The 18,321-nt window shown below is 62.2% G+C and carries 17 protein-coding genes and 1 pseudogene; 9 read left to right on the forward strand and 9 right to left on the reverse strand.

Annotated features, from left to right (window positions below; all coding sequences use genetic code 11):
- Positions 1–541 precede the first annotated feature (541 nt).
- On the reverse strand, positions 542–931 hold the full coding sequence (locus AC5ZGW_RS01540; RefSeq protein WP_130223090.1) for a response regulator: 390 nt from the start codon (positions 929–931) through the stop codon (positions 542–544).
- Positions 932–1,052: 121 nt separating this feature from the next.
- Between AC5ZGW_RS01540 and AC5ZGW_RS01545 the strand changes: the two genes are divergently transcribed.
- Positions 1,053–1,907, forward strand: coding sequence for an SDR family NAD(P)-dependent oxidoreductase (locus AC5ZGW_RS01545; protein WP_130223092.1), 855 nt, complete (start codon positions 1,053–1,055; stop codon positions 1,905–1,907).
- A 214-nt stretch (positions 1,908–2,121) separates the two neighbouring features.
- Here AC5ZGW_RS01545 and AC5ZGW_RS01550 read toward each other — a convergent pair whose 3' ends face one another.
- From AC5ZGW_RS01550 to AC5ZGW_RS01565, 4 genes are all read right to left on the reverse strand, one after another.
- Complete coding sequence (locus tag AC5ZGW_RS01550; RefSeq protein WP_463328117.1) at positions 2,122–2,628, reverse strand: YkgB family protein; 507 nt, start codon at positions 2,626–2,628, stop codon at positions 2,122–2,124.
- A 190-nt stretch (positions 2,629–2,818) separates the two neighbouring features.
- Positions 2,819–3,793 carry a zinc-binding alcohol dehydrogenase family protein gene (locus AC5ZGW_RS01555; RefSeq protein ID WP_130223094.1) on the reverse strand — a complete coding sequence of 325 codons (975 nt, stop codon included), beginning with the start codon at positions 3,791–3,793 and terminating at the stop codon, positions 2,819–2,821.
- Positions 3,794–3,831: 38 nt separating this feature from the next.
- The gene (locus AC5ZGW_RS01560; protein WP_130223302.1) at positions 3,832–4,692 is read right to left on the reverse strand and encodes an alpha/beta fold hydrolase; all 861 of its coding nucleotides are present in this window, start codon (positions 4,690–4,692) and stop codon (positions 3,832–3,834) included.
- 123 nt (positions 4,693–4,815) lie between these two features.
- Positions 4,816–5,820: an alpha/beta fold hydrolase gene (locus AC5ZGW_RS01565; RefSeq protein ID WP_130223096.1), complete on the reverse strand. Its 1,005-nt coding sequence runs from the start codon at positions 5,818–5,820 to the stop codon at positions 4,816–4,818.
- A gap of 430 nt (positions 5,821–6,250) precedes the next feature.
- Between AC5ZGW_RS01565 and AC5ZGW_RS01570 the strand changes: the two genes are divergently transcribed.
- On the forward strand, positions 6,251–6,808 hold the full coding sequence (locus AC5ZGW_RS01570) for a sigma factor-like helix-turn-helix DNA-binding protein (RefSeq protein WP_080663511.1): 558 nt from the start codon (positions 6,251–6,253) through the stop codon (positions 6,806–6,808).
- Positions 6,809–6,900: 92 nt separating this feature from the next.
- Entirely contained in the window at positions 6,901–7,560 is a 660-nt protein-coding gene (locus AC5ZGW_RS01575; protein ID WP_130223098.1) for a CGNR zinc finger domain-containing protein, read from the forward strand.
- Positions 7,561–7,618: 58 nt separating this feature from the next.
- Here AC5ZGW_RS01575 and AC5ZGW_RS01580 read toward each other — a convergent pair whose 3' ends face one another.
- Both AC5ZGW_RS01580 and AC5ZGW_RS01585 read right to left on the reverse strand, forming a co-directional pair.
- Positions 7,619–8,509 carry a cyclase family protein gene (locus tag AC5ZGW_RS01580; RefSeq protein ID WP_051396421.1) on the reverse strand — a complete coding sequence of 297 codons (891 nt, stop codon included), beginning with the start codon at positions 8,507–8,509 and terminating at the stop codon, positions 7,619–7,621.
- A 32-nt stretch (positions 8,510–8,541) separates the two neighbouring features.
- Positions 8,542–9,156: an SRPBCC family protein gene (locus AC5ZGW_RS01585; RefSeq protein ID WP_130223100.1), complete on the reverse strand. Its 615-nt coding sequence runs from the start codon at positions 9,154–9,156 to the stop codon at positions 8,542–8,544.
- A 319-nt stretch (positions 9,157–9,475) separates the two neighbouring features.
- Here AC5ZGW_RS01585 and AC5ZGW_RS01590 point away from each other — a divergent pair, with 319 nt between their 5' ends.
- From AC5ZGW_RS01590 to AC5ZGW_RS01615, 6 genes are all read left to right on the forward strand, one after another.
- Positions 9,476–10,780: an MFS transporter gene (locus tag AC5ZGW_RS01590; protein ID WP_035688745.1), complete on the forward strand. Its 1,305-nt coding sequence runs from the start codon at positions 9,476–9,478 to the stop codon at positions 10,778–10,780.
- A gap of 44 nt (positions 10,781–10,824) precedes the next feature.
- On the forward strand, positions 10,825–11,574 hold the full coding sequence (locus AC5ZGW_RS01595; protein ID WP_130223102.1) for a maleate cis-trans isomerase family protein: 750 nt from the start codon (positions 10,825–10,827) through the stop codon (positions 11,572–11,574).
- A gap of 141 nt (positions 11,575–11,715) precedes the next feature.
- A complete protein-coding gene (locus tag AC5ZGW_RS01600) occupies positions 11,716–12,426 on the forward strand; it encodes a GntR family transcriptional regulator (protein WP_283813242.1) in 711 nt (236 codons plus the stop codon).
- Complete coding sequence (locus AC5ZGW_RS01605) at positions 12,423–13,196, forward strand: aspartate/glutamate racemase family protein (protein WP_130223106.1); 774 nt, start codon at positions 12,423–12,425, stop codon at positions 13,194–13,196. Before AC5ZGW_RS01600 ends, AC5ZGW_RS01605 begins: the two co-directional genes overlap by 4 nt.
- Positions 13,196–14,605 carry a dihydropyrimidinase gene (gene hydA / locus AC5ZGW_RS01610; RefSeq protein ID WP_207230931.1) on the forward strand — a complete coding sequence of 470 codons (1,410 nt, stop codon included), beginning with the start codon at positions 13,196–13,198 and terminating at the stop codon, positions 14,603–14,605. Before AC5ZGW_RS01605 ends, hydA begins: the two co-directional genes overlap by 1 nt.
- A 14-nt stretch (positions 14,606–14,619) precedes the next feature.
- Entirely contained in the window at positions 14,620–15,504 is an 885-nt protein-coding gene (locus AC5ZGW_RS01615; protein ID WP_130223110.1) for an alpha/beta fold hydrolase, read from the forward strand.
- 83 nt (positions 15,505–15,587) lie between these two features.
- On the opposite strand, the gene AC5ZGW_RS01620 is transcribed toward AC5ZGW_RS01615, so the two are convergent.
- On the reverse strand, positions 15,588–17,537 hold the full coding sequence (locus AC5ZGW_RS01620) for a PAS domain-containing sensor histidine kinase (protein WP_165435043.1): 1,950 nt from the start codon (positions 17,535–17,537) through the stop codon (positions 15,588–15,590).
- A 467-nt stretch (positions 17,538–18,004) separates the two neighbouring features.
- A pseudogene (locus AC5ZGW_RS01625) lies at positions 18,005–18,286 on the reverse strand (transposase); the annotation flags it as partial.
- Between the last annotated feature and the right edge of the window lie 35 nt (positions 18,287–18,321).

Below are 18,321 nucleotides of genomic sequence, written 5' to 3' on the forward strand. Positions count from 1 at the left end.
CCGTCGTCTGGCTTAACGGAATCTCAATTTGATCGCCTATTCGGTGCTGTGGTTTTGAAACAATAAAGATCGAATTTCCGCAGTATTAACCTTACCAGCTTGACCACCGATGCCGGCGGGAGCGTGTGGCGCGCGCGGTGGAGCGTGGCAGTGCGGCGAAAAACCGTGTCAAACTGCGTAACAGTTGTGGATAACACGATGACAGTGAGGTGACAGCCCGCGGCAGCACGCCGCGAATCTGCTGAGCTTGCCAACCGAGGATGTTGCGAGGTTGGCCCTCCGCCAAGCATGCCTCAGCGTCGCGTTTCAATCCATTTAACCCTGAGAGGATACTATGGCTAAGAAAGCGAAGAAGGCGAAAAAGGCGAAGAAGGCCACCAAGAAGAAGAAGGCCAAGAAGTAACTGTTTCAGCCCGGGCGGCGGCGCGCGCTCGCCCTGCCCGGGCGCTCAAACCGGGATTGGTCAAACCGGCGGGCTTGCGGCCCGCTGTTTGATTTTGCGCCCACCGATCGGCGCTCCGCAAAGCGCGTGGGATCACATCTAGTGCCCGCCATCCCGCGCCAGCACCATCCGCTCCGCCTCGCGGATCACATCCAGCGGCGCCCAGGGCTTCGACCAGAATTTCGCGCCATCGGGCAACTTCCGCCTCAGCGGCTTGCCCGAGGTGACGATGACGCCAAGGGCGGGATTGCAGCGCTTGGCGATATGGGCGAGCTCGACGCCATCCTTGTAGCCAGCGAGCTCGACATCAGAGATCATCAGATCGAGCTCCTCGCCGTCGCGCTGCAAAACCACCTCCGCGGCCTCGGCGCTGGCGCATTCGATCACATCGAAATCACTCTCTTCCAGTAAGAGCCCGATCATCTGCCGCTGCATCGGGTCGTCTTCGACGATGAGCGCTCTTGCGCGAGGCGTTCTTGCCTGTTCCATCGGCGGCTCCGTTCTTGAAGTAATGCAAGTTAAAACCTGCCGCGCGAACTTGTTCAGTTCGGATTCAAAAAACTTGCGGAACCCTGTGCTATGGTTCCCCTCATCTCTGGGAGCTGATCGCATGACTACAATCTCGGCAAGTGCGGTGGCCGTGACGGGGGCCGCCAGCGGCATCGGCCGGGCGCTTGCGCTCGAGCTTGCCGCACGCGGCGCCGATCTCGCGCTGGCGGACCGCGACGAGGCCGGCCTTGCCGCGGTGGCCGCCGAGATTGCGAAAACAGGCGCGCGGAAAATCACGGTGCATCGCGTCGACGTCGGCGAAACCGATCAAATCGCGAGCTTCGCGGAAGCCGCGACCAGCGCGCATCCGTCCCTCAACATCCTCATCAACAATGCCGGGGTCACCCTGCTCGGCCAGTTCCACGAGATCGACCAGGCGCAGATGGAGTGGCTGTTCAACATCAATTTCTGGGGCACAGTGCATGCGACGCGCGCCTTCCTGCCGCAGCTTGCGCGGCAACGCGAGGCGCATATCGTCAACGTCTCCTCGATCTTCGGCATCGTCGCACCGCCCGGCCAGACCGCCTATTGCGCCTCGAAATTCGCGGTGCGCGGCTTCTCCGAAAGCCTGCGGCATGAGCTTGCCGCCGCACGCAGCCCGGTGCGGCTGTCGGTGGTGCATCCGGGCGGCGTCACGACCAACATCGTCCGTAATTCCCGCACCGGCGCCGGCGTATCAGACAATGCGCGCCGCGCGCAGGCGATCGAATGGTTCGATGCGGCCGCCAGGACGACACCGACTGCCGCCGCGCGCAGCATCATCCAAGGCGTCGAGAACAACCGGCCGCGCATCCTGATCGGCAGCGACGCGCGCTTGATGGACCTGCTGCAACGCTTCCTGCCGGCGACGTATTGGTCAGTACTGCAGCGGCGGCTCGGGAGAGAGACGGCGCAAGCGGGGACGTCCTCGCGATAGCGCCGTAGGACGGGTCGAGCGCGGCGAAACCCATCGCGATGGAGCAAGCCGCGCGAATGATGGGTTTCGCTGCGCTCCACCCATCCTACGACTCTCGTCATTGCGAGCGGAGCGAAGCAATCCATTTCGCCACTTGCGGAAGCATGGATTGCTTCGCTTTGCTCGCAATGACGGAGAGTGAGAACCCTGCAACAATGGCGAAGAAGGACCCCCCTCACATACGACGTGATCGGATGAAAGATCGCGGCAAAGAAGCCAGGAACAACACGACACAGACGCAAAGCAGGACGATGTCCTTGAAGATGAACTCGCCGGTCAAGTTCCAGGCCATCGGGTCGGTCGACCAACTCCATTTAACGACACCGGGCGTCGTGAAGAAGAATGACCAGGTGATGGCGAACGTAATCATGCCTAACAGCGAACTGACCGCCGACAAGATCGGGCTGAACGCGCCTGCCGCAAGAAGCACGGCAATACCCAGCTCCACGACGCCGAGGAAATACGCTTCTCCCCGGATACCCAGCACCGATAACCACGAAATGAACGGACTGTTGCTGATGAATTGAACAATGCCCTGCGCCGATTGCGGCGTGAACTTTTGCATGCCGAACGACACGAAGATGACAACCATGACCCAGCGGAGGATAGCCAGCAGGCCGTAAGGCCCGTCGCCCTTTTCGGCGACGTGGAATGGCGTCTTCATGTTGAAGGGCATCTTCATGTAGATCACCTCTTTCCTTGACGGACTGCACTGACGCGTTGAAGTTCATGACATCCCGTACGCATGGGCAGCGCCCGTCGTTACGGGTACCTACAGCTCCTGGTTCACAACGATGTGTATGGGGTGGCCGCGCCCATAGCGCTCGTAGGCGATGCTCACCGCCAACGCCGATGCAGCCTGGTGTTCGTGCTCACGCGTGCACGACGACCAATTTTCCTTTGGCCTCGTTGGCTTCCATGACGCGATGCGCCTCGCGGATCTCCTCGAAACGGAAGATCCGGGCGGGCTTCACGTCGAGCCGACCCGCGGCGGCGTCGGCGGCAATCTGCTGAAGTGGCACGTCCGAGAGCGCAAAGCCCGGGGTCCCGAACACGAAGCTGCCGAAGAAGGTCAGATAGACGCCGCTGGCCATCTGCAGCAGCGGATTGAAGTCGGGGATCGGATCAAGGCCGCCGAGCCAGCCGGCGAGACAAGAACGGCCGCCGCGCCGAAGCATGGCGAGAGAATCCAGCATGACGGTATTGCCCACGAGGTCGAGCACCGCATCGATCTTCTTTGCCTCGGGGATGACCTTCGACAAATCACGGCGCTCTATTTCGCAGCGCTCGGCGCCGAGCTTTTCGAGCATGGCGAAGCGATCGCGGCTGCGGCTCGTTGCGATCACACGGGCTCCGGCATTGACGGCCATCTTGAGCGCGGCCTGACCAAACGACGAGGTCGCGCCGCGAATGACCAGCAATTGCCCCTTCTCGATCTCGAGATTGCGGAACAGGCAGGTCCATGCGGTCGCATAGGTTTCGGGAATCGTGGCGAGTTCGGCCCAGGGCAGATCCGATTCGATCAGCGCGACATTCGAGACCGGCGCGCGGGTATATTCGGCATAGCTGCCATTGATCGTGCGGCCGAGCCCGCCCATCAGCGCGGCGACTTTCGCGCCCATCGGAAACTCGCCGCCCGGACAGGATTTGACGAGGCCGACGCACTCGATGCCGCTGACCGGAGCAGCCTCTGCCCACTCGCCCCTGCGCATATGCAATTCGGCGTGATTGATGCCGAACGCCTTCACCTGGATCACGACATATCCCGCCTTCGGTTCAGGCTCCGGGATCTCCTTGATCACCAGGCTGTCGAGGCCGCCAAATTTCTCGAGAACGATTGCGCGCATCGGACCACCCTTCGAAACAGACTGTTCGGGCCGCACATTCACTTCAAGCGCGAAAGAAAATCGCGGATCACGGCGGCGATTTCTTCGCAGTGAGTCTCAAGTGCAAAGTGACCGGTATCGAAGAAACGGACTTGCGCGCCCGGAATGTCTCGCTTGAATGCCTCCGCGCCCGGCGGCAGAAAGAACGGATCGTTCTTGCCCCAGACCGCCAGGAACGGCGGCTTGTGCTTGCGGAAGTACGCCTGGAAGGCCGGGTAGAGCGCGACGTTGCTCTTGTAGTCGCCAAACAGGTCGAGCTGAACCTCGTCGGCGCCGGCGCGGGCCAAATAGAAGTTGTCGAGTGAATAGCCGTCCGGGGACACAGAGGTCGTATCGGACACGCCGTGCGTATATTGCCAGATCGTCGCCTCAGGGGCGAGGAAGGATCGCAGCGCGTTGCGATTGGCCTGCGAAGGATCTCGCCAATAGGCCTGGATCGGATTCCACCCCTCGCTCAGCCCCTCCTCATAGGCGTTGCCGTTCTGCGAGATGATCGCCGTGATGCGCTCCGGATGGCGAACAGCCAGTCGAAAGCCGGTCGGAGCGCCGTAATCGAACACATAGATCGCGAAACGGGTGAGCCCGATCACTTCGGTGAAGCGTTCGATCACGTCGGCCAATCGGTCGAATGTGTAGGAAAACCTGTCGCGAGACGGCATGTCGGATTGGCCGAAGCCGGGCAGGTCCGGCGCTATCACGCGAAAGCGATCCGACAAGGCCGGGATCAATTCGCGAAACATATGACCGGAACTTGGGAATCCGTGAAGCAGCAGCAGTGCTGTCGCATCGGCCGGCCCAGCCTCGCGGTAGAATACCTTGAAGCCGTCGACATCTGCCTTCCGGTAATGAACCTTGGTCATGAAGAGTTCCTGCTTTGTGTGTCGAGACATAGTAACCGTCTTACGACATTTTGGACGGTTACTACATCCGATGTAGCCGTTCCAGTCCGTTCGGCTCAATCCCGCGTGACTGCGTTTGACGCATCAAGCCGACAGGAAGGCATCAAGGAGTTGGGTCGTCTCCGTGGGGTTCTCTTCGGGAAAAAAGTGGCCGCCTTTCATCGCCTGCCCCTGTACATTGTCGGCCCACCTTCGCCAGATTCCCAATGGGCCGCCATCCTGTCCGTAGAAACTATCGAGTGGTCCGCCGGCAGCCCAGAGATGCAGCATCGGACAGGTGATACGCCGCGCGTCTTCCCTGTCCTTCTTGTCATGGTCGATATCGAGCGACGCAGCTGCGCGATACTCCTCGCAGATCGCGTGCACCCGGGCCGGATCGCGATAGGTTTCGATGTACGCCGCCCTGACATCGGGGCCGAAGGAGCCCTGGCCAAACGGATTGTCGAATACCGCATCGGGCGCACCCAGGAGATATTTTTCCGGAAGCGGCTCCTTCTGGCACAGAAGAATCCAGGGCCAGTACGTCGTGGCGAACTTTGCATTGGCGCGAGCCCATCCTTCCGAGATCGGGATGACGTCAAACACTGCGAGACGGCGCACCCGTTCCGGATGATCGAGCGTGAGGCGATAGGAAACGCGACCACCACGGTCGTGTCCGACGAGATCGAATTTCGAGAAGCCAAGCTTGTCCATCACCGTGACAAGTTCGTTCCCCATTGCCCGCTTTGAATAGGGGTAATGATCCTCGGCGGACGCGGGCACGCCGCTGCGGCCATAGCCGCGCAGGTCGACGCAGATCACCGTGTGCTTGCTCGCCAGTTGCGGAGCTACGTAGCGCCACATCAGGCTGGTTCGCGGAAACCCGTGCACCATGAGCAGCGGGGATCCCTTACCGTAACGCCTGATGAAAATTGTGTTCTCGCCGGTATCGATTTCCGCCGTCTCAAACGGATCGGAAGCGGTCGATGCGGCCGCGTCGACGGGTTGGGCGGCGGCGCGCTGCGCCAGGGTGAACGATAGTGCAGTGCCGGAAGCTGCGGTAATTGCTCGAAGCACGGTGCGACGTGCGACGTCTGTATTGTCGATCATCTGCTGGAGTCTCCCTGACAACGGCCACGGATGATGCCAACCGCGCCGACTTGACCACATGAAGTTCCCGCTCTCAGGCGTAGTAACTTGTCTGTGACGTTCTCGGAGGTTACGTCACTTCTGCTTGATATGGCTGTTCCAACCCATTCAGACCGGTCTCACGTGACCATCTTTCGTTGGACAAACGGGTTTGGTTACAGCGGACGGAAAATTTGCCAGCGCCTTCTTGCTTGCGTCGAGAGGAGCCTCTCCAATGGACAGCATCCACGATAAAGGAACCGATTGCGCTGCATGTACCTGGACCCAGAGCGCCCGGAGGTCAGCCGAGAAGCTCCTGTCCTCCGACGTCGCAGGTCGTTCGCCGCGAACCGCGCAGAACGCATTGCAGTCCACGAATTGGGATAGCCGTTCCGAGCGATGGGGTCGCCTGATGGTCGCCGCGCAAGATGGTGACAGCCGGGCCTACGAGCAGTTGCTCCGCGAAATAGACGTCTGGCTCCGTCGTTATTATGCACGGCGGCTTCCCTATCCTGTATCAGATGATGCAAGACAGGATGCGCTTCTCGCGATCCATGCCAAACGGCACACTTACGCTCCATCGAGAGCCTTCGGGGCGTGGGTCAGGGCGATTGCACGCTACAAGGGGATCGATCGCATACGTGACGCGTCTCGATTCGCCGCGCTCCCGCTCGACGAAGACATATCGACCGGGGACCACGAGGGGACCGCGGTAAGTGCCGCCACGCTGGACGATTTGCTTGGCCGGCTGAAGCCCGCGCAAGCCATCGTGATCCGCCTCGTGAAGCTCAACGGCCTCAGCATTGTCCGCGCGTCCGACGTCACAGGCCAGTCTGCGCCGCTCGTCAAGATCAACATCCATCGAGGCCTGAAGAGATTAGCTGCCCTGGTCTCCGGCGACGTCGTTGCCGCAACGACACCAGCTCATTCCCAGCAACACCGCGGCGCGCGAGATGCGAACAGCATCTAAATGGTTTTCTGCGGGTTATTGCAGACAAGCTACCAGCGGCTATATTTCGCCTTGCCGGCCTATCGATAGTTGCCGGTCTCTCTGGGACTCCTGTGACAACCAAGCGCCCGCCACCCATCTTCATCGCCGATAACCCGGGACTGGACTTCTTGAATTCCATTGCGGTCCCGGTGGATGTCACGGTCGAGTGGCTGGCGTCGGGAGAAGATCTTCTGGCGTGGCTGAAACAGGCCGGATTGGTGCCGGACGAAGTGCTGAACGCTTTTCGCAAGAGCGCGCTTCCCGGCGAGCTGGATGCCATAGCAGCGCAAGCGCGCGCGCTGCGGGACTGGTTCAAACCCTTTGTCTACAAACATATGGGTAAGCCCATTGGGCAGAATGCCCTGCGCCAACTCGAACCGCTCAATCAAATGCTGGCACGCGACGACGAGTTCGGCCAGGTCGTGGTGCGCGATCGACCTAACAAGCGGCACCATGGCCATGACGGGGTTTCCGGCCTCGTCTGGCGCCGAGAGCGGCGTTGGCAATCACCGGACTCGCTGCTGCTTCCACTGGCGCGATCGCTGGCCGACCTCGTCTGCACCGAAGACTTCACCTATGTGAAGGCGTGCGAGGGGCCGGACTGCACGCTGTTGTTCGTTGACCGAACCCGAAGCCGCGCGCGCAGGTGGTGCAGCATGGCGGCGTGCGGCAACCGGGCGAAACAGGCCGCGCATCGCAAGCGCGCCCAGCAGGCGAGACGTTCAAAGTAGATACGTCCGCCGGATCCGGCTATGGCGAGGCCCGCGGCCACACTTGTCGCGCAGCCGGTCAGCGGCCGTCCGGCCCACCCGACATCATGCCCGACGGAATCTGGCGTGGCCCAAAGATCGCCTTCGCCACGTCACCGACGGCCTCCACGTTCTCCTCCACGTCCTGGAAGCAAACGATCCGGCAAGGGCAGGCCTCGAGCCCCTCATAGCGCCATGGAAACGCGCCGATGACGGCGCGCTTGTTCAGCATCAACTCGATGTCGCCGCCGACGTTCTCGGCGTGAATGAGCCCTTCCTGGAATGCCTGCGAGTGAAAGGGGAAATAGTCTTCCACGACTTTTCGCCCCGAACGCTTGTGCGTGTACGAGTTCTTGCCGAAGAACTCATCGCAGCTCATTCCGACCTTGGCCTCGAACTGCTTTGCGAGGTCGGGCCGCATGCGCCTGATCGTGGTGTTCATCGCGTGGTCGCCGGAACCGCAATCGATCCCGAACCATTTGATCTTCTTCTTCAGCATCCAATCGAGAAGCTCCTGCTTCCCTCCGGGATGCATGCAGAAATACTTCACCAGGTCCTGCTGCGGCTTGCCTTCCCAATAGCGGTGCCAGCCGGTGTGAATGATAAGGATGTCGCCGTCCTTGACCTCAACCGGCGCGCTCTCGATCATTTCGGGCGTGATGACGGCCCAATCCTCCATGTGCTCGGACACATCGACGACGGCGCCCGGTCCGACCAGGAAATCCAGCGGATAGGATGCCATGTCGCCCATCCCATCCGTGCCGTGCATCGCACCGTCGATGTGGGTTCCGACATGGAGCGCGGAGTCGATCCGCTGGGCGACGATGTGGATCGTCTGCAGATTTTGCGCGTAGTACATCTTGTTGCCGGCATATCCGACCCAGCCGGGCGTGTGCACATTCATCAGATGAGACAAGTCGACGATCTTCATCGCGCGAATTCCTTTGCTTTAAGTTGATTGGCTTACGCAGCCTTCTTGAAGAGCGAGTTCAGCCAGCCCTTCAGGGCCGCAAAGAACAGCGACGTGGTGTTGAGCGGCTTGACCGCTCCAGAACCAGGCGCGAATGGCGGGGCCGACTTCGTCAATGTATCCGCCTGAGGACTGCCGGCTTCGGCCGCCGCGGCGGCGTTTCTGGCGCCGAGCTCGGTCTCGGCATGTCTCACAAATTCACGGACGAGCTGATTGGCGATCTCAGTGATGAGCCCGGTTCTTCCAAACTGAGCGATGGTTCCGGAGAGCTGAACGTCGGCGAGGACATCAACGCGAGTGGCGTCGCCTTCAGGACCAAGGGTGCACAACATCGACATTTTGCCTCGGCTGGCGCCTTTCCTGTCGACGCCCTTGCCCTCGAACGCGACCTTCTTTGCCTCCTCGTCGTATTTGACCTTTGCTTCGCCTTCGAAGCTCGCCTGGAATGGGCCCACCTTGGCGGAGACCTTTCCACTGATCGAGCCGTCGTCCTTCGTACCGAGATATTCTGCTCCAGGCAGGCACGCGGCGACGCTCGGAACGTCGTGAAAGAACGTCCACACCGTGGAAAGAGGTTGCGCTACAACGAAGTTCTGCTTGATCTCCATGCCTTGCCTTGGAAGTTGTCAGAAGAGCCATGCATCTTTAACAGCATTCAAATCTATAGAGCAAAATTGAAATACACAATCCCGTTTGGTCGGGCCTGCCGGCCGCCCAATTCGTAATCAGCTCCGCGATGAAATTTCAGCATTGCGGATCTTTGTCATCTAAAAATATGATTCTTATCAATGTGATATGAGTTATTGCATGCAGCATACAAAATGTTGTTGCCGCTCATCTTCGACTGGACCAGACTTGGCGACGTCAGGGGACGAATGAACGTCAATGGAGACGCTCGCTGAAAGTCCGCCGGCATGGGAGGGAGCAATGAGCGAGCAGGTGTCCGCCATCGGAGCGACAGGCGCCGTCAGACCGACCGGTGTGCGCTGGAACATCTTCCTGCTGATGCTGTTCCTGATCTCGATCAACTACATCGATCGCGCCTCGCTCTCGGTAGCGATGCCGCTGATCTCCAAGGAGTTCGACATCGATCCGGCGATGCAGGGCCTGATCCTGAGCTCGTTCTTCTGGACCTACGCCTTCATGCAGGTTCCCGGCGGCCTGCTCGCCGATCATTACAAGCCGCGGATCGTGATCGCGCTGGCGACGATCTTCTGGGGCGCCTTCCAGGCGATCGCGGCAGTTGCCACCAACTGGTGGGTGCTGCTGCTGACCCGGCTTGGGCTCGGCGCATCGGAAGCGCCGATCTATCCGGCGGGCGGCAAGCTCAACGCCATCTGGATGACGCAGAACGAGCGTGGGCGTGGCGCGACGCTGCTCGACGGCGGCGCGCCGCTCGGCGCCGCGCTCGGCTCGATCGTGATCGCGTGGCTGATCGCGATCTTCGATTCCTGGCGCACCGCCTTTGTCATCGCCGGCGTCGGCACGATGCTGTGCGGCGTGTGGGCGTGGTACTACATCCGCAACGAACCGCGTCAGCACCCGTCGGTCAATGAGGCCGAAGCGCGCTACATCGAGCAGGCGCATGCGCTGGAAGACGCCGCCACACCGCCCTCCTCCGGCGGAAGCTGGATGGCCTATTTCCGTTTCCGTTCGGTCTGGTGCATGTGCCTGGGCTGGATGTTCTTCAACACCACCTTCTACGGCCTGCTGACATGGATGCCGACCTATCTGTTCAAGGTGCACAATTTCGACATCAAGGCGCTCGGCGGCGCATCCTTCATCATCTTCTTCGCGGGCTTCGTCGGCGAGCTGGTCGGCGGCTGGATCGGCGACACCTGGCGCAGCCGCGGCGGCGCGCCGAACCTGGTGTTCCGCACCTTGTTCGGCATTGCCGCCATCATGGCGACGGTGTCGATTTTCCTGGTGGCCTATGTCCGCGACCCGGTGACGGTCGTGGTGCTGCTGTCCTCCACGCTGTTCTTCCTGCGCTGGTGCGGGATGTACTGGGCCATCCCGTCCGCGCTTGCCGGCCGCGACAAATCGGGCTTCCTCGGCGGCTGCATGAATCTCGGCGGCAACATTGCCGGCATCATGACGCCGCTGATCGTCGGCCTGATCGTCCAGACCACCGGCTCCTACTTCCTCGCCCTGATGTTCTTCGCCGCGGCCGGCGTTGCGCTGTTGATCTGCTCGACGCTGATCGACTACAGCCGCAAATTGCCGGTGTAGATGGGATGGATCAACGGATGACCGCGTAGCTTTGAGGCTGCAACATGACTAGACCGGTCCGGCTCGGCATGCTGACCCCTTCGTCCAACACCGCGCTGGAGCCGATCACCTATGCGATGCTGGCCGGCATCGCTGACGTCTCGGCGCATTTTTCGCGCTTCAAGGTGACCGAGATCGCGCTGTCCGAATCCGCGCTCCGCCAGTTCGACGACAGCGAGATCCTGCGCGCCGCCGAGCTCTTGGCGCACGCGAAGGTGGACGTCGTTGCCTGGAACGGAACATCGGCGAGCTGGCTCGGCTTCGAGCGCGACGAGCAACTATGCGAGCGGATCACGGCCGCGACCGGCATCAAGGCCTGCACCACCGTGCTCGCCTTCCGCGACCTGCTCCGGCGCCGCAAGGCGGGGCGCATCGGGCTGGTGACGCCCTATCGCCGCGACGTGCAGGACAGGATCATCGCCAACTGGGCGTCCGAAGGCTTGCATTGCGCCGCCGAGCGCCATCTCTCGCTGCAGGACAATTTTTCCTTCGCCGAAGTGCCGGAGACCGAGGTGGCGAGGCTGATCGAAGAGGTCGCGCGCGAAGGCTGCGACGCGGTCGCGGTGGTCTGCACGAATATGCGCGGAGCCGGCGCCGCCGCGCGGCTCGAGGCGAAGCTTGGTGTCGCGGTGTTCGATTCGATCGCGGTGACGCTGTGGGCGTGCCTGGCTGCAACCGGCGTCGATCCGTCGCGCATCCGCGGCTGGGGCAACCTGTTTCAAATCCCGATCGAGACCCACGGCCAATTTGATTGACGCGCTTCACAGGACACTCGAAGGTGCGGAGATTCTTCACCGGAACGAAAACTGACCGTGACTGAGACCAAGACGACAAAGACCAGGAAACAGCCCAAATCGCGCGGCGCCGTGACGACGCTGCAACGGCGACGGCTGCGCGTGCCCCGAACCGGCCTGCATGAGCAGGCCGCGACGCGGCTTCGCACATTGATCGTGCGCGGCGATCTTCAGCCGGGCGAGCAATTGCTCGAAGCCGATCTGTCCGAGGCGCTCGGCATCTCGCGCACGCCGCTCCGCGAGGCGCTGAAGCAATTGGCGGCCGAAGGTCTGGTCGAACTGCGCCTCAATCGCAGCGCCATCGTCGCGCCGTTCCGCCGCGAAGAGTTGACCGAACTGTTCGAGGCGGTGAGCGGGATCGAGCGCTGCGCCGCCGAGCTCGCCGCGACACGGATGGTAGAGCGCGACGTGGAGCGACTGGAAGAGCTGCAGGAGCGCATCGAATGGCACCACGACCGCGGCGAGCTGCGCGAATATTTCGAGACCAACCAGCAGATTCACAGCGCCATCGTCGGCTTCGCCCGCAACGCGGTGTTGAAGGCCACGCACGATATCCTGCTGGCGCGGGTGGAACGCGCACGCTTCTTCGCCCTGTCGGTCCATGGGCGATGGGATGAATCGGTGCGCGACCATCAGGAGATTCTGGCCGCGCTCAGGGACGGCGACGCCGAGCGCGCCGGACGGCTGCTTGGCCACCATGTCCGCCGCACCGGCGAGATCATGGCCACGACACTGGGCTCCGACGCGGATGATGCCAGCACCGCAAGCGCCCAGCCCAACATGCGCGGCATAACGAGAAAGGCCGGGCCGTGAAGATCCTGCTGCTCAATCCCAACACCACGTCAGCGGTGACCGACCTGCTCCATGCGGCCGGCGCGCAAGTGGCCTCGCCCGGCACCGAGCTGGTGGCGATGACGGCCAGCCGCGGCGTGCCCTACATCGCGACCCGGGCCGAGGCCCAGATCGGCGGCGCCATCGCGCTGGAAATGCTGGCGGAGGCCAACACCGGCATCGATGCAGCGATGATCGCCGCCTTCGGCGACCCCGGCCTGTTCGGGGCGCGCGAACTGTTCGATATCCCGGTCGTAGGCCTTGCCGAAGCCGCGATGCTGACTGCCTGCATGGTCGGTCAGCGATTTTCGATCGTGACGTTCGCCCGCGCGCTCGCGCCCTGGTACCAGGAATGCGTCGCCATGCATGGTCTCTCCGCACGCTGCGCCGGCATACGGACGCTCGACGATGGCTTCCGCTCCATTGCGGATGTCCAGGCCGAGAAGGAAGACATGCTGGTGACGCTCGCCAATCGCGCCGTCGAACAGGATGGCGCCGATGTCGTCATTCTTTCCGGGGCACCGCTGGCCGGCCTTGCCGCCAAGGTCAGCCATCGCATTCCGGTGCCGGCGATCGATCCGATCGCCGCGGCGGTGCGACAGGCCGAGACGCTCGCCGTGCTGAAGCTGCGCAAGCCCGGCGCCGGGACGTTCCGCCGTCCCGATGCCAAGACGACCATCGGGCTCGCCGAGCCGCTGGCCGCGGTCATCGAGCATCGGCCGCGACATGATGCCGAAGGAGGGCCAAGCTGATGCCGTTCGACACCATTATCCGCGGCGGCACCGTTGCGACCGCCGCCGACACCTTTGCCTGCGACGTCGGAATCCAGGGCGGCAAGATCGTGGCCCTGGGGCGCGATCTCGGCGCGGCGGAGACGATCATTGACGCCACTGATCGCCTGGTGCTGCCCGGCGGCATCGACAGCCACGTGCATTTTGCCCAGCCATCGGGCGACGGCATCGTCATGGCCGACGGCTTTGCCAGCGGCACGCGCTCGGCAGCGTTCGGCGGCAACACCACCGTGCTGCCGTTCTGCCTGCAGGAGAAAGGCCAGACGCTGCGTGAGGCGCTGCGGCGCTACCACGCGCTGGCGGAAGGTGAGTGTCATGTCGATGTCGCCTTTCACCTCATCGTCACCGACCCGACCGAGCAGGTGCTCGGCCAGGAGCTGCCGGCGCTGGTGGAGGACGGCTACACCTCGCTCAAGGTGTTCATGACCTATGAGGGGCTCGCGCTGTCGGACCGCGAACTGCTCGAGACCATGTCGGTTGCGCGCGAGACCGGCGCGATGCTGATGGTGCATGCGGAAAACTTCGACGCCATCCGCTTTCTCACCGACCGTCTCGAACGCGCCGGCAAGACCGCGCCGCACTTCCATGCGACCTCGCGGCCGATTCCGGTCGAGCGCGAGGCCACGCACCGCGCCATCTCGCTGGCCGAACTCGTCGATGTGCCGATCATGATCGTGCATGTCTCGAACCGCGAAGCGATGGAGGAAATCCGCCGCGCCCGGCAGCGCGGGCTGAACGTGCTGGGCGAGACCTGCCCGCAATATCTGGTTCTGACCGAGAACGATCTGGAACAGCTCAACATGGAAGGCGCCAAGTATGTGTGCTCGCCGCCGCCACGCGACGTCGCGAGCCAGCAGGCGTGCTGGGAAGGCCTGCAGCAAAAGGTGTTCTCGGTGTTCTCGTCTGACCATTGCCCATTCCGCTATGACGATCCGCAGGGAAAGCTCGTGCCCAAGGGCCGCACCAGCTTCCGCTGGGTGCCGAACGGCATTCCCGGCGTGGCGACGCGATTGCCGATCCTGTTCTCGGAAGGCGTGGTGAAGGGTCGCATCGACCTCAACGATTTCGTCGCGTTCAGCGCGACCAATCACGCGAAAATCTACGGCCTCTATCCCCGCAAGGGCACGATCGCGGTGGGATCGGACGCCGACATCGCGCTGTGGGATCCGAAGCGCAAGGTCACGATCCGCCACGAGCTTATCCATGATGGCGCCGATTACACGCCCTATGAAGGGCTCGAGGTCACGGGCTGGCCAGTGCTCACCATGGTGCGCGGGCGCGTGGTGGTCGATGATGGCGTCCTGGTCGGGGCGAAAGGCCACGGCACCTATCTGCCGCGGAGCAAGCCTGCGGCGACGGCCAATTTCTGACGGCGGAGATCAACATGCCTTACGCAACGACGGATGACGGGGTACGCCTTTATTTCGAGGAAACGGGAACCGGCCGTCCCGTCATCTTCGTTCATGAGTTTGCCGGAGATCTGCGCAGCTACGAGCTGCAGATGCGGCATTTCGGCAAGCGCTATCGCAGCATTGCCTTCAACGCGCGCGGCTTCCCCCCGTCCGATGTGCCCGAGCAGGTCTCATCCTATTCGCAGGCGCGCGCCGCCGACGACATCCTCGCGGTGCTCGATCATATCGGCGAGCGGCAGGCGCACATCGTCGGCCTGTCGATGGGCGGTTTTGCCACTCTGCATTTCGGCCTGCGTCATCAGAAGCGGGCGCTGTCACTCTGCATCGGCGGCTGCGGCTACGGCGCCGAGCCCGACAAGCGCGAGACGTTCCGCGCCGAGGCCGACGTGATCGCCGACATGATCCGGCGCGATGGCATGGCGGCGTTCGCCGAGCGCTATGCCTATGGGCCGACGCGCGTGCAATATCAGAACAAGGATCCGCGCGGTCACGCCGAGTTCAAGGCCATGCTGGCCGAACATTCGGCGACCGGATCGGCCAACACGCAGCAAGGGGTGCAGAAGGAGCGGCCTTCGCTTTATGCGCTGGTCGAGGAGATGAAACGCATCACGGTGCCGACGCTGATCATCACCGGCGATGAGGATTGGCCGTGCCTGCTGCCGGGCATTCTCATGAAGCAGAGCATTCCCTCAGCCGCGCTCGCGGTAATGCCGAATTCGGGGCACGCGATCAATATCGAGGAGCCGGAGGAGTACAACCGGATCGTCGGCGATTTCCTGGCCCAGGTCGATTGCGGCCGCTGGCCGCTCCGCGATCCGCGGGCGGTCAGCAGCTCGATCACCGGAATGAAGGACTAGCGGTGGATTGAAAAAGCATGTCCTTGCCGATCGGCATGGCCATGCTCCAGCGAACAACGCGGTTCGCAAGTGGTGCTGCCCGTTCACTGTACCGGCATTGGACGATCGTTCGCGGCGGGAGTGGTCTCGTCCCGCTCGGGCGGCAGGCGGAATTCAAATACCGCCCCACAGGGCTCGTTGGCAGATGCCCCCAATCGTCCACCGTGCGCCTCGATGATCGAGCGGCAGATCGCCAGGCCCATGCCCATGCCCTCGGGCTTGGTCGTATAGAACGCCTCGAACAGGCGGTCGGCACTGTTCGGATCCAGCCCGACCCCGGTGTCCAGCACCGCTACGCTCACGGCCCCGGATTCATCGAGATGGGATCGGATCCGCAGCATGCGCGGCCGCTCCGTCACCTGCTTCATGGCGTCGATGCCGTTCATCATCAGGTTCAGCAGCACCTGCTGCACCTGCACCCTATCGCCTACCACCGGCGGAAGTTCGGGCGCTAACTCGGTCCGCAGCAGGATGCCATGCCGGAGCACTTCGCCATGGAGCACGGCGACCGTATCCCGGATCAGCTCGGTCACGTCGACGCATTCCCTGATGGTGGCTGTCTTCTTGAGGAGCGCGCGCACCCGCCCGATCACCTCGCCGGCCCGATGCCCGTCTCCGACGATGTGCTCGAACGTCCTGCGCGCCCCCTCGAGATCGGGCGGCTGCCGGTCGAGCCAGCGCAGGCCCGCATAGCCGTTACTGACAATCGCGCTAAGTGGTTGGCTGACCTCGTGGGCGATGGAGGAGGTCAGCGCGTTTATCGTCGTCACGCGCGTGATGTGCGCGAGCTCGGCCTGGGTCTCGTGCAGCGCCTCCTCGGCCCGCTTGCGCTCGGTAATGTCAGTGATCGTCACCATTACGCGATCGAGATTGGAAGGTCGGGGCGGGAAGGTGATCGCAAAGAGAACCGTCAGTTTTTCTCCCTTCAGTGTTTGGAGAATCGTCTCGGCTGAAAAATACGGGCGCTCTTCTGCGACGGCGATCAACTCCCCGGCAAACGCCTCCAATGTTTCGGAGGTGAATACGGCATCCAGCGAGTGGAGGAGCTCGTCCTTGCTCTGCGCTTTGAATAGCTCGACCGTTGCATCGTTTACGTCGACGACCTTCGCACGCGAGATGGACTCTCGTACGAACTCCGGATGTGCTGCAAAATATGCGCGGAAGTCTGCAACGCCTTGAGCTCTCAGTTCGTCGATGGCCGCTTTGATCTGAGAGAAGTCCTCTTCCCAGATCGACACGCCCGCCATCCGGAAAATGCTCTTGTATCGTCTCTCGCTCTCCCGCAGCGCGTCCTCCGCGCGCTTGCGATCGCTGATGTCATTGTTGGTCTCCAGGATCGCGGCCGGAAGGCCACGTTCGTCCTTTTGCAGGGACCACCGACTGGCTACGATTGCCTGCGTGCCGTCCTTCCTCGTGTGGACGAGCTCTCCTTCCCAGCGACCGGTTCGGAGCAACTCTTCCATGATCGCTTCGAGCGGCATGGGGAAGATCGTCTGCATCAGTTGGTGAGTGATCCTGCCGAGGGCTTCCGCCTTCTTCCACCCGTACAGCTCCTCGGCGCCGCGATTCCAGTAGGTAATGATATCCTTCATGTCGCGCACGAAGATCGTATCGTGGCTGAGGTCGAGGAGTCCTGCCTGCTCGCGCAATACCATCTCTTGTGATCGGCTTTGCACGGCGAGGAAAGTCACAACGCCGATCGTCGCAAGGCTGAGAACGCGGTTCGAAATGGAGATGGTTTCCCACGAGTCGCCGTATGGCGTCAGAAAATGGGCGAGCACCGTCAGCGCCATGCAGCCGACGGATACGAGCACAATCCCACGCGTTTGAAGAAACCGCGCAGACAGCAGCACAACGCCGACGAACAGCGTCGAGATTACCGAGGCGGCAGGGGTGATTGCGTCAAAAATGAAGATCCCAATAGCGATGGCAACGCTAAGGATTAGAGAAGTGTGCGAAATGACTGCCGTCGGCGAAGTCGCACTGTCGTCCATTGGTTCTGCTCCGGCCACCTGTGAGGTCTCGAAACGGCCATGGAAGTGGCCCCCGCAATCGGGACCGGGCATTGTTCGTTCAGCCAGTCTGGCAAGCTGACGCTCGGGTTTCTGGAACTACGCAGCACAGGCGCTGCTCCCACCCTCGTCATTTCCACCTGCAGCGACTGCAGTTTGCGCCGACATTTTCCTTCGCCGCAAGACCCAAGAGCCTTGCCCCCTAGAGCTAGAACAGTAAAGGTCCTTCCGTAGGTTTCCGACCGTGAACGAGGTTCCCTCGAGCGTATCAAGGATGCGCGCACCAAGAAACAAGGCCATCTCAGTTGGCCGCCCCCTTTGTTTCGGATGTCGTCTGTTGTCCCATCACGTCATTTCGCTGCTACGCAACAATTGTGGCGCTCTCGGAGGAAAGCGGACCTGACCGGATTTACGAGTACGCGCCCTTGCGCCGTAGACTCATATGCGCGCAACCACAGCCGCAACGAGGCGAGCTGGACCATGGCGAGAAAATTGGCGGCGAGCTTGTCATAGCGTGTGGCGACGCGCCGGAAGTCCTCCTTCTTGGAGAAGAGCCGCCCGATCAGATTGCGCTCGCGGTAGAGCCTCTTGCTGAAGCAGGGCTTCCAGCGCCGGTTGCTCTTGGGCGGGATGTTAGGGGTGGCACCCTGCTCCTGAATCAGTTCACGGCTGCGGTCGGCATCGTAGGCCTTGTCCGCCAGCACGATGGTGCGCGGGCCAAGATCGTCAAGCGGTGTGTCGGCGATGATGCTGGGCAAGACTCTCG

The sequence above is a fragment of the Bradyrhizobium sp. Crot121 genome, assembly GCF_059512385.1.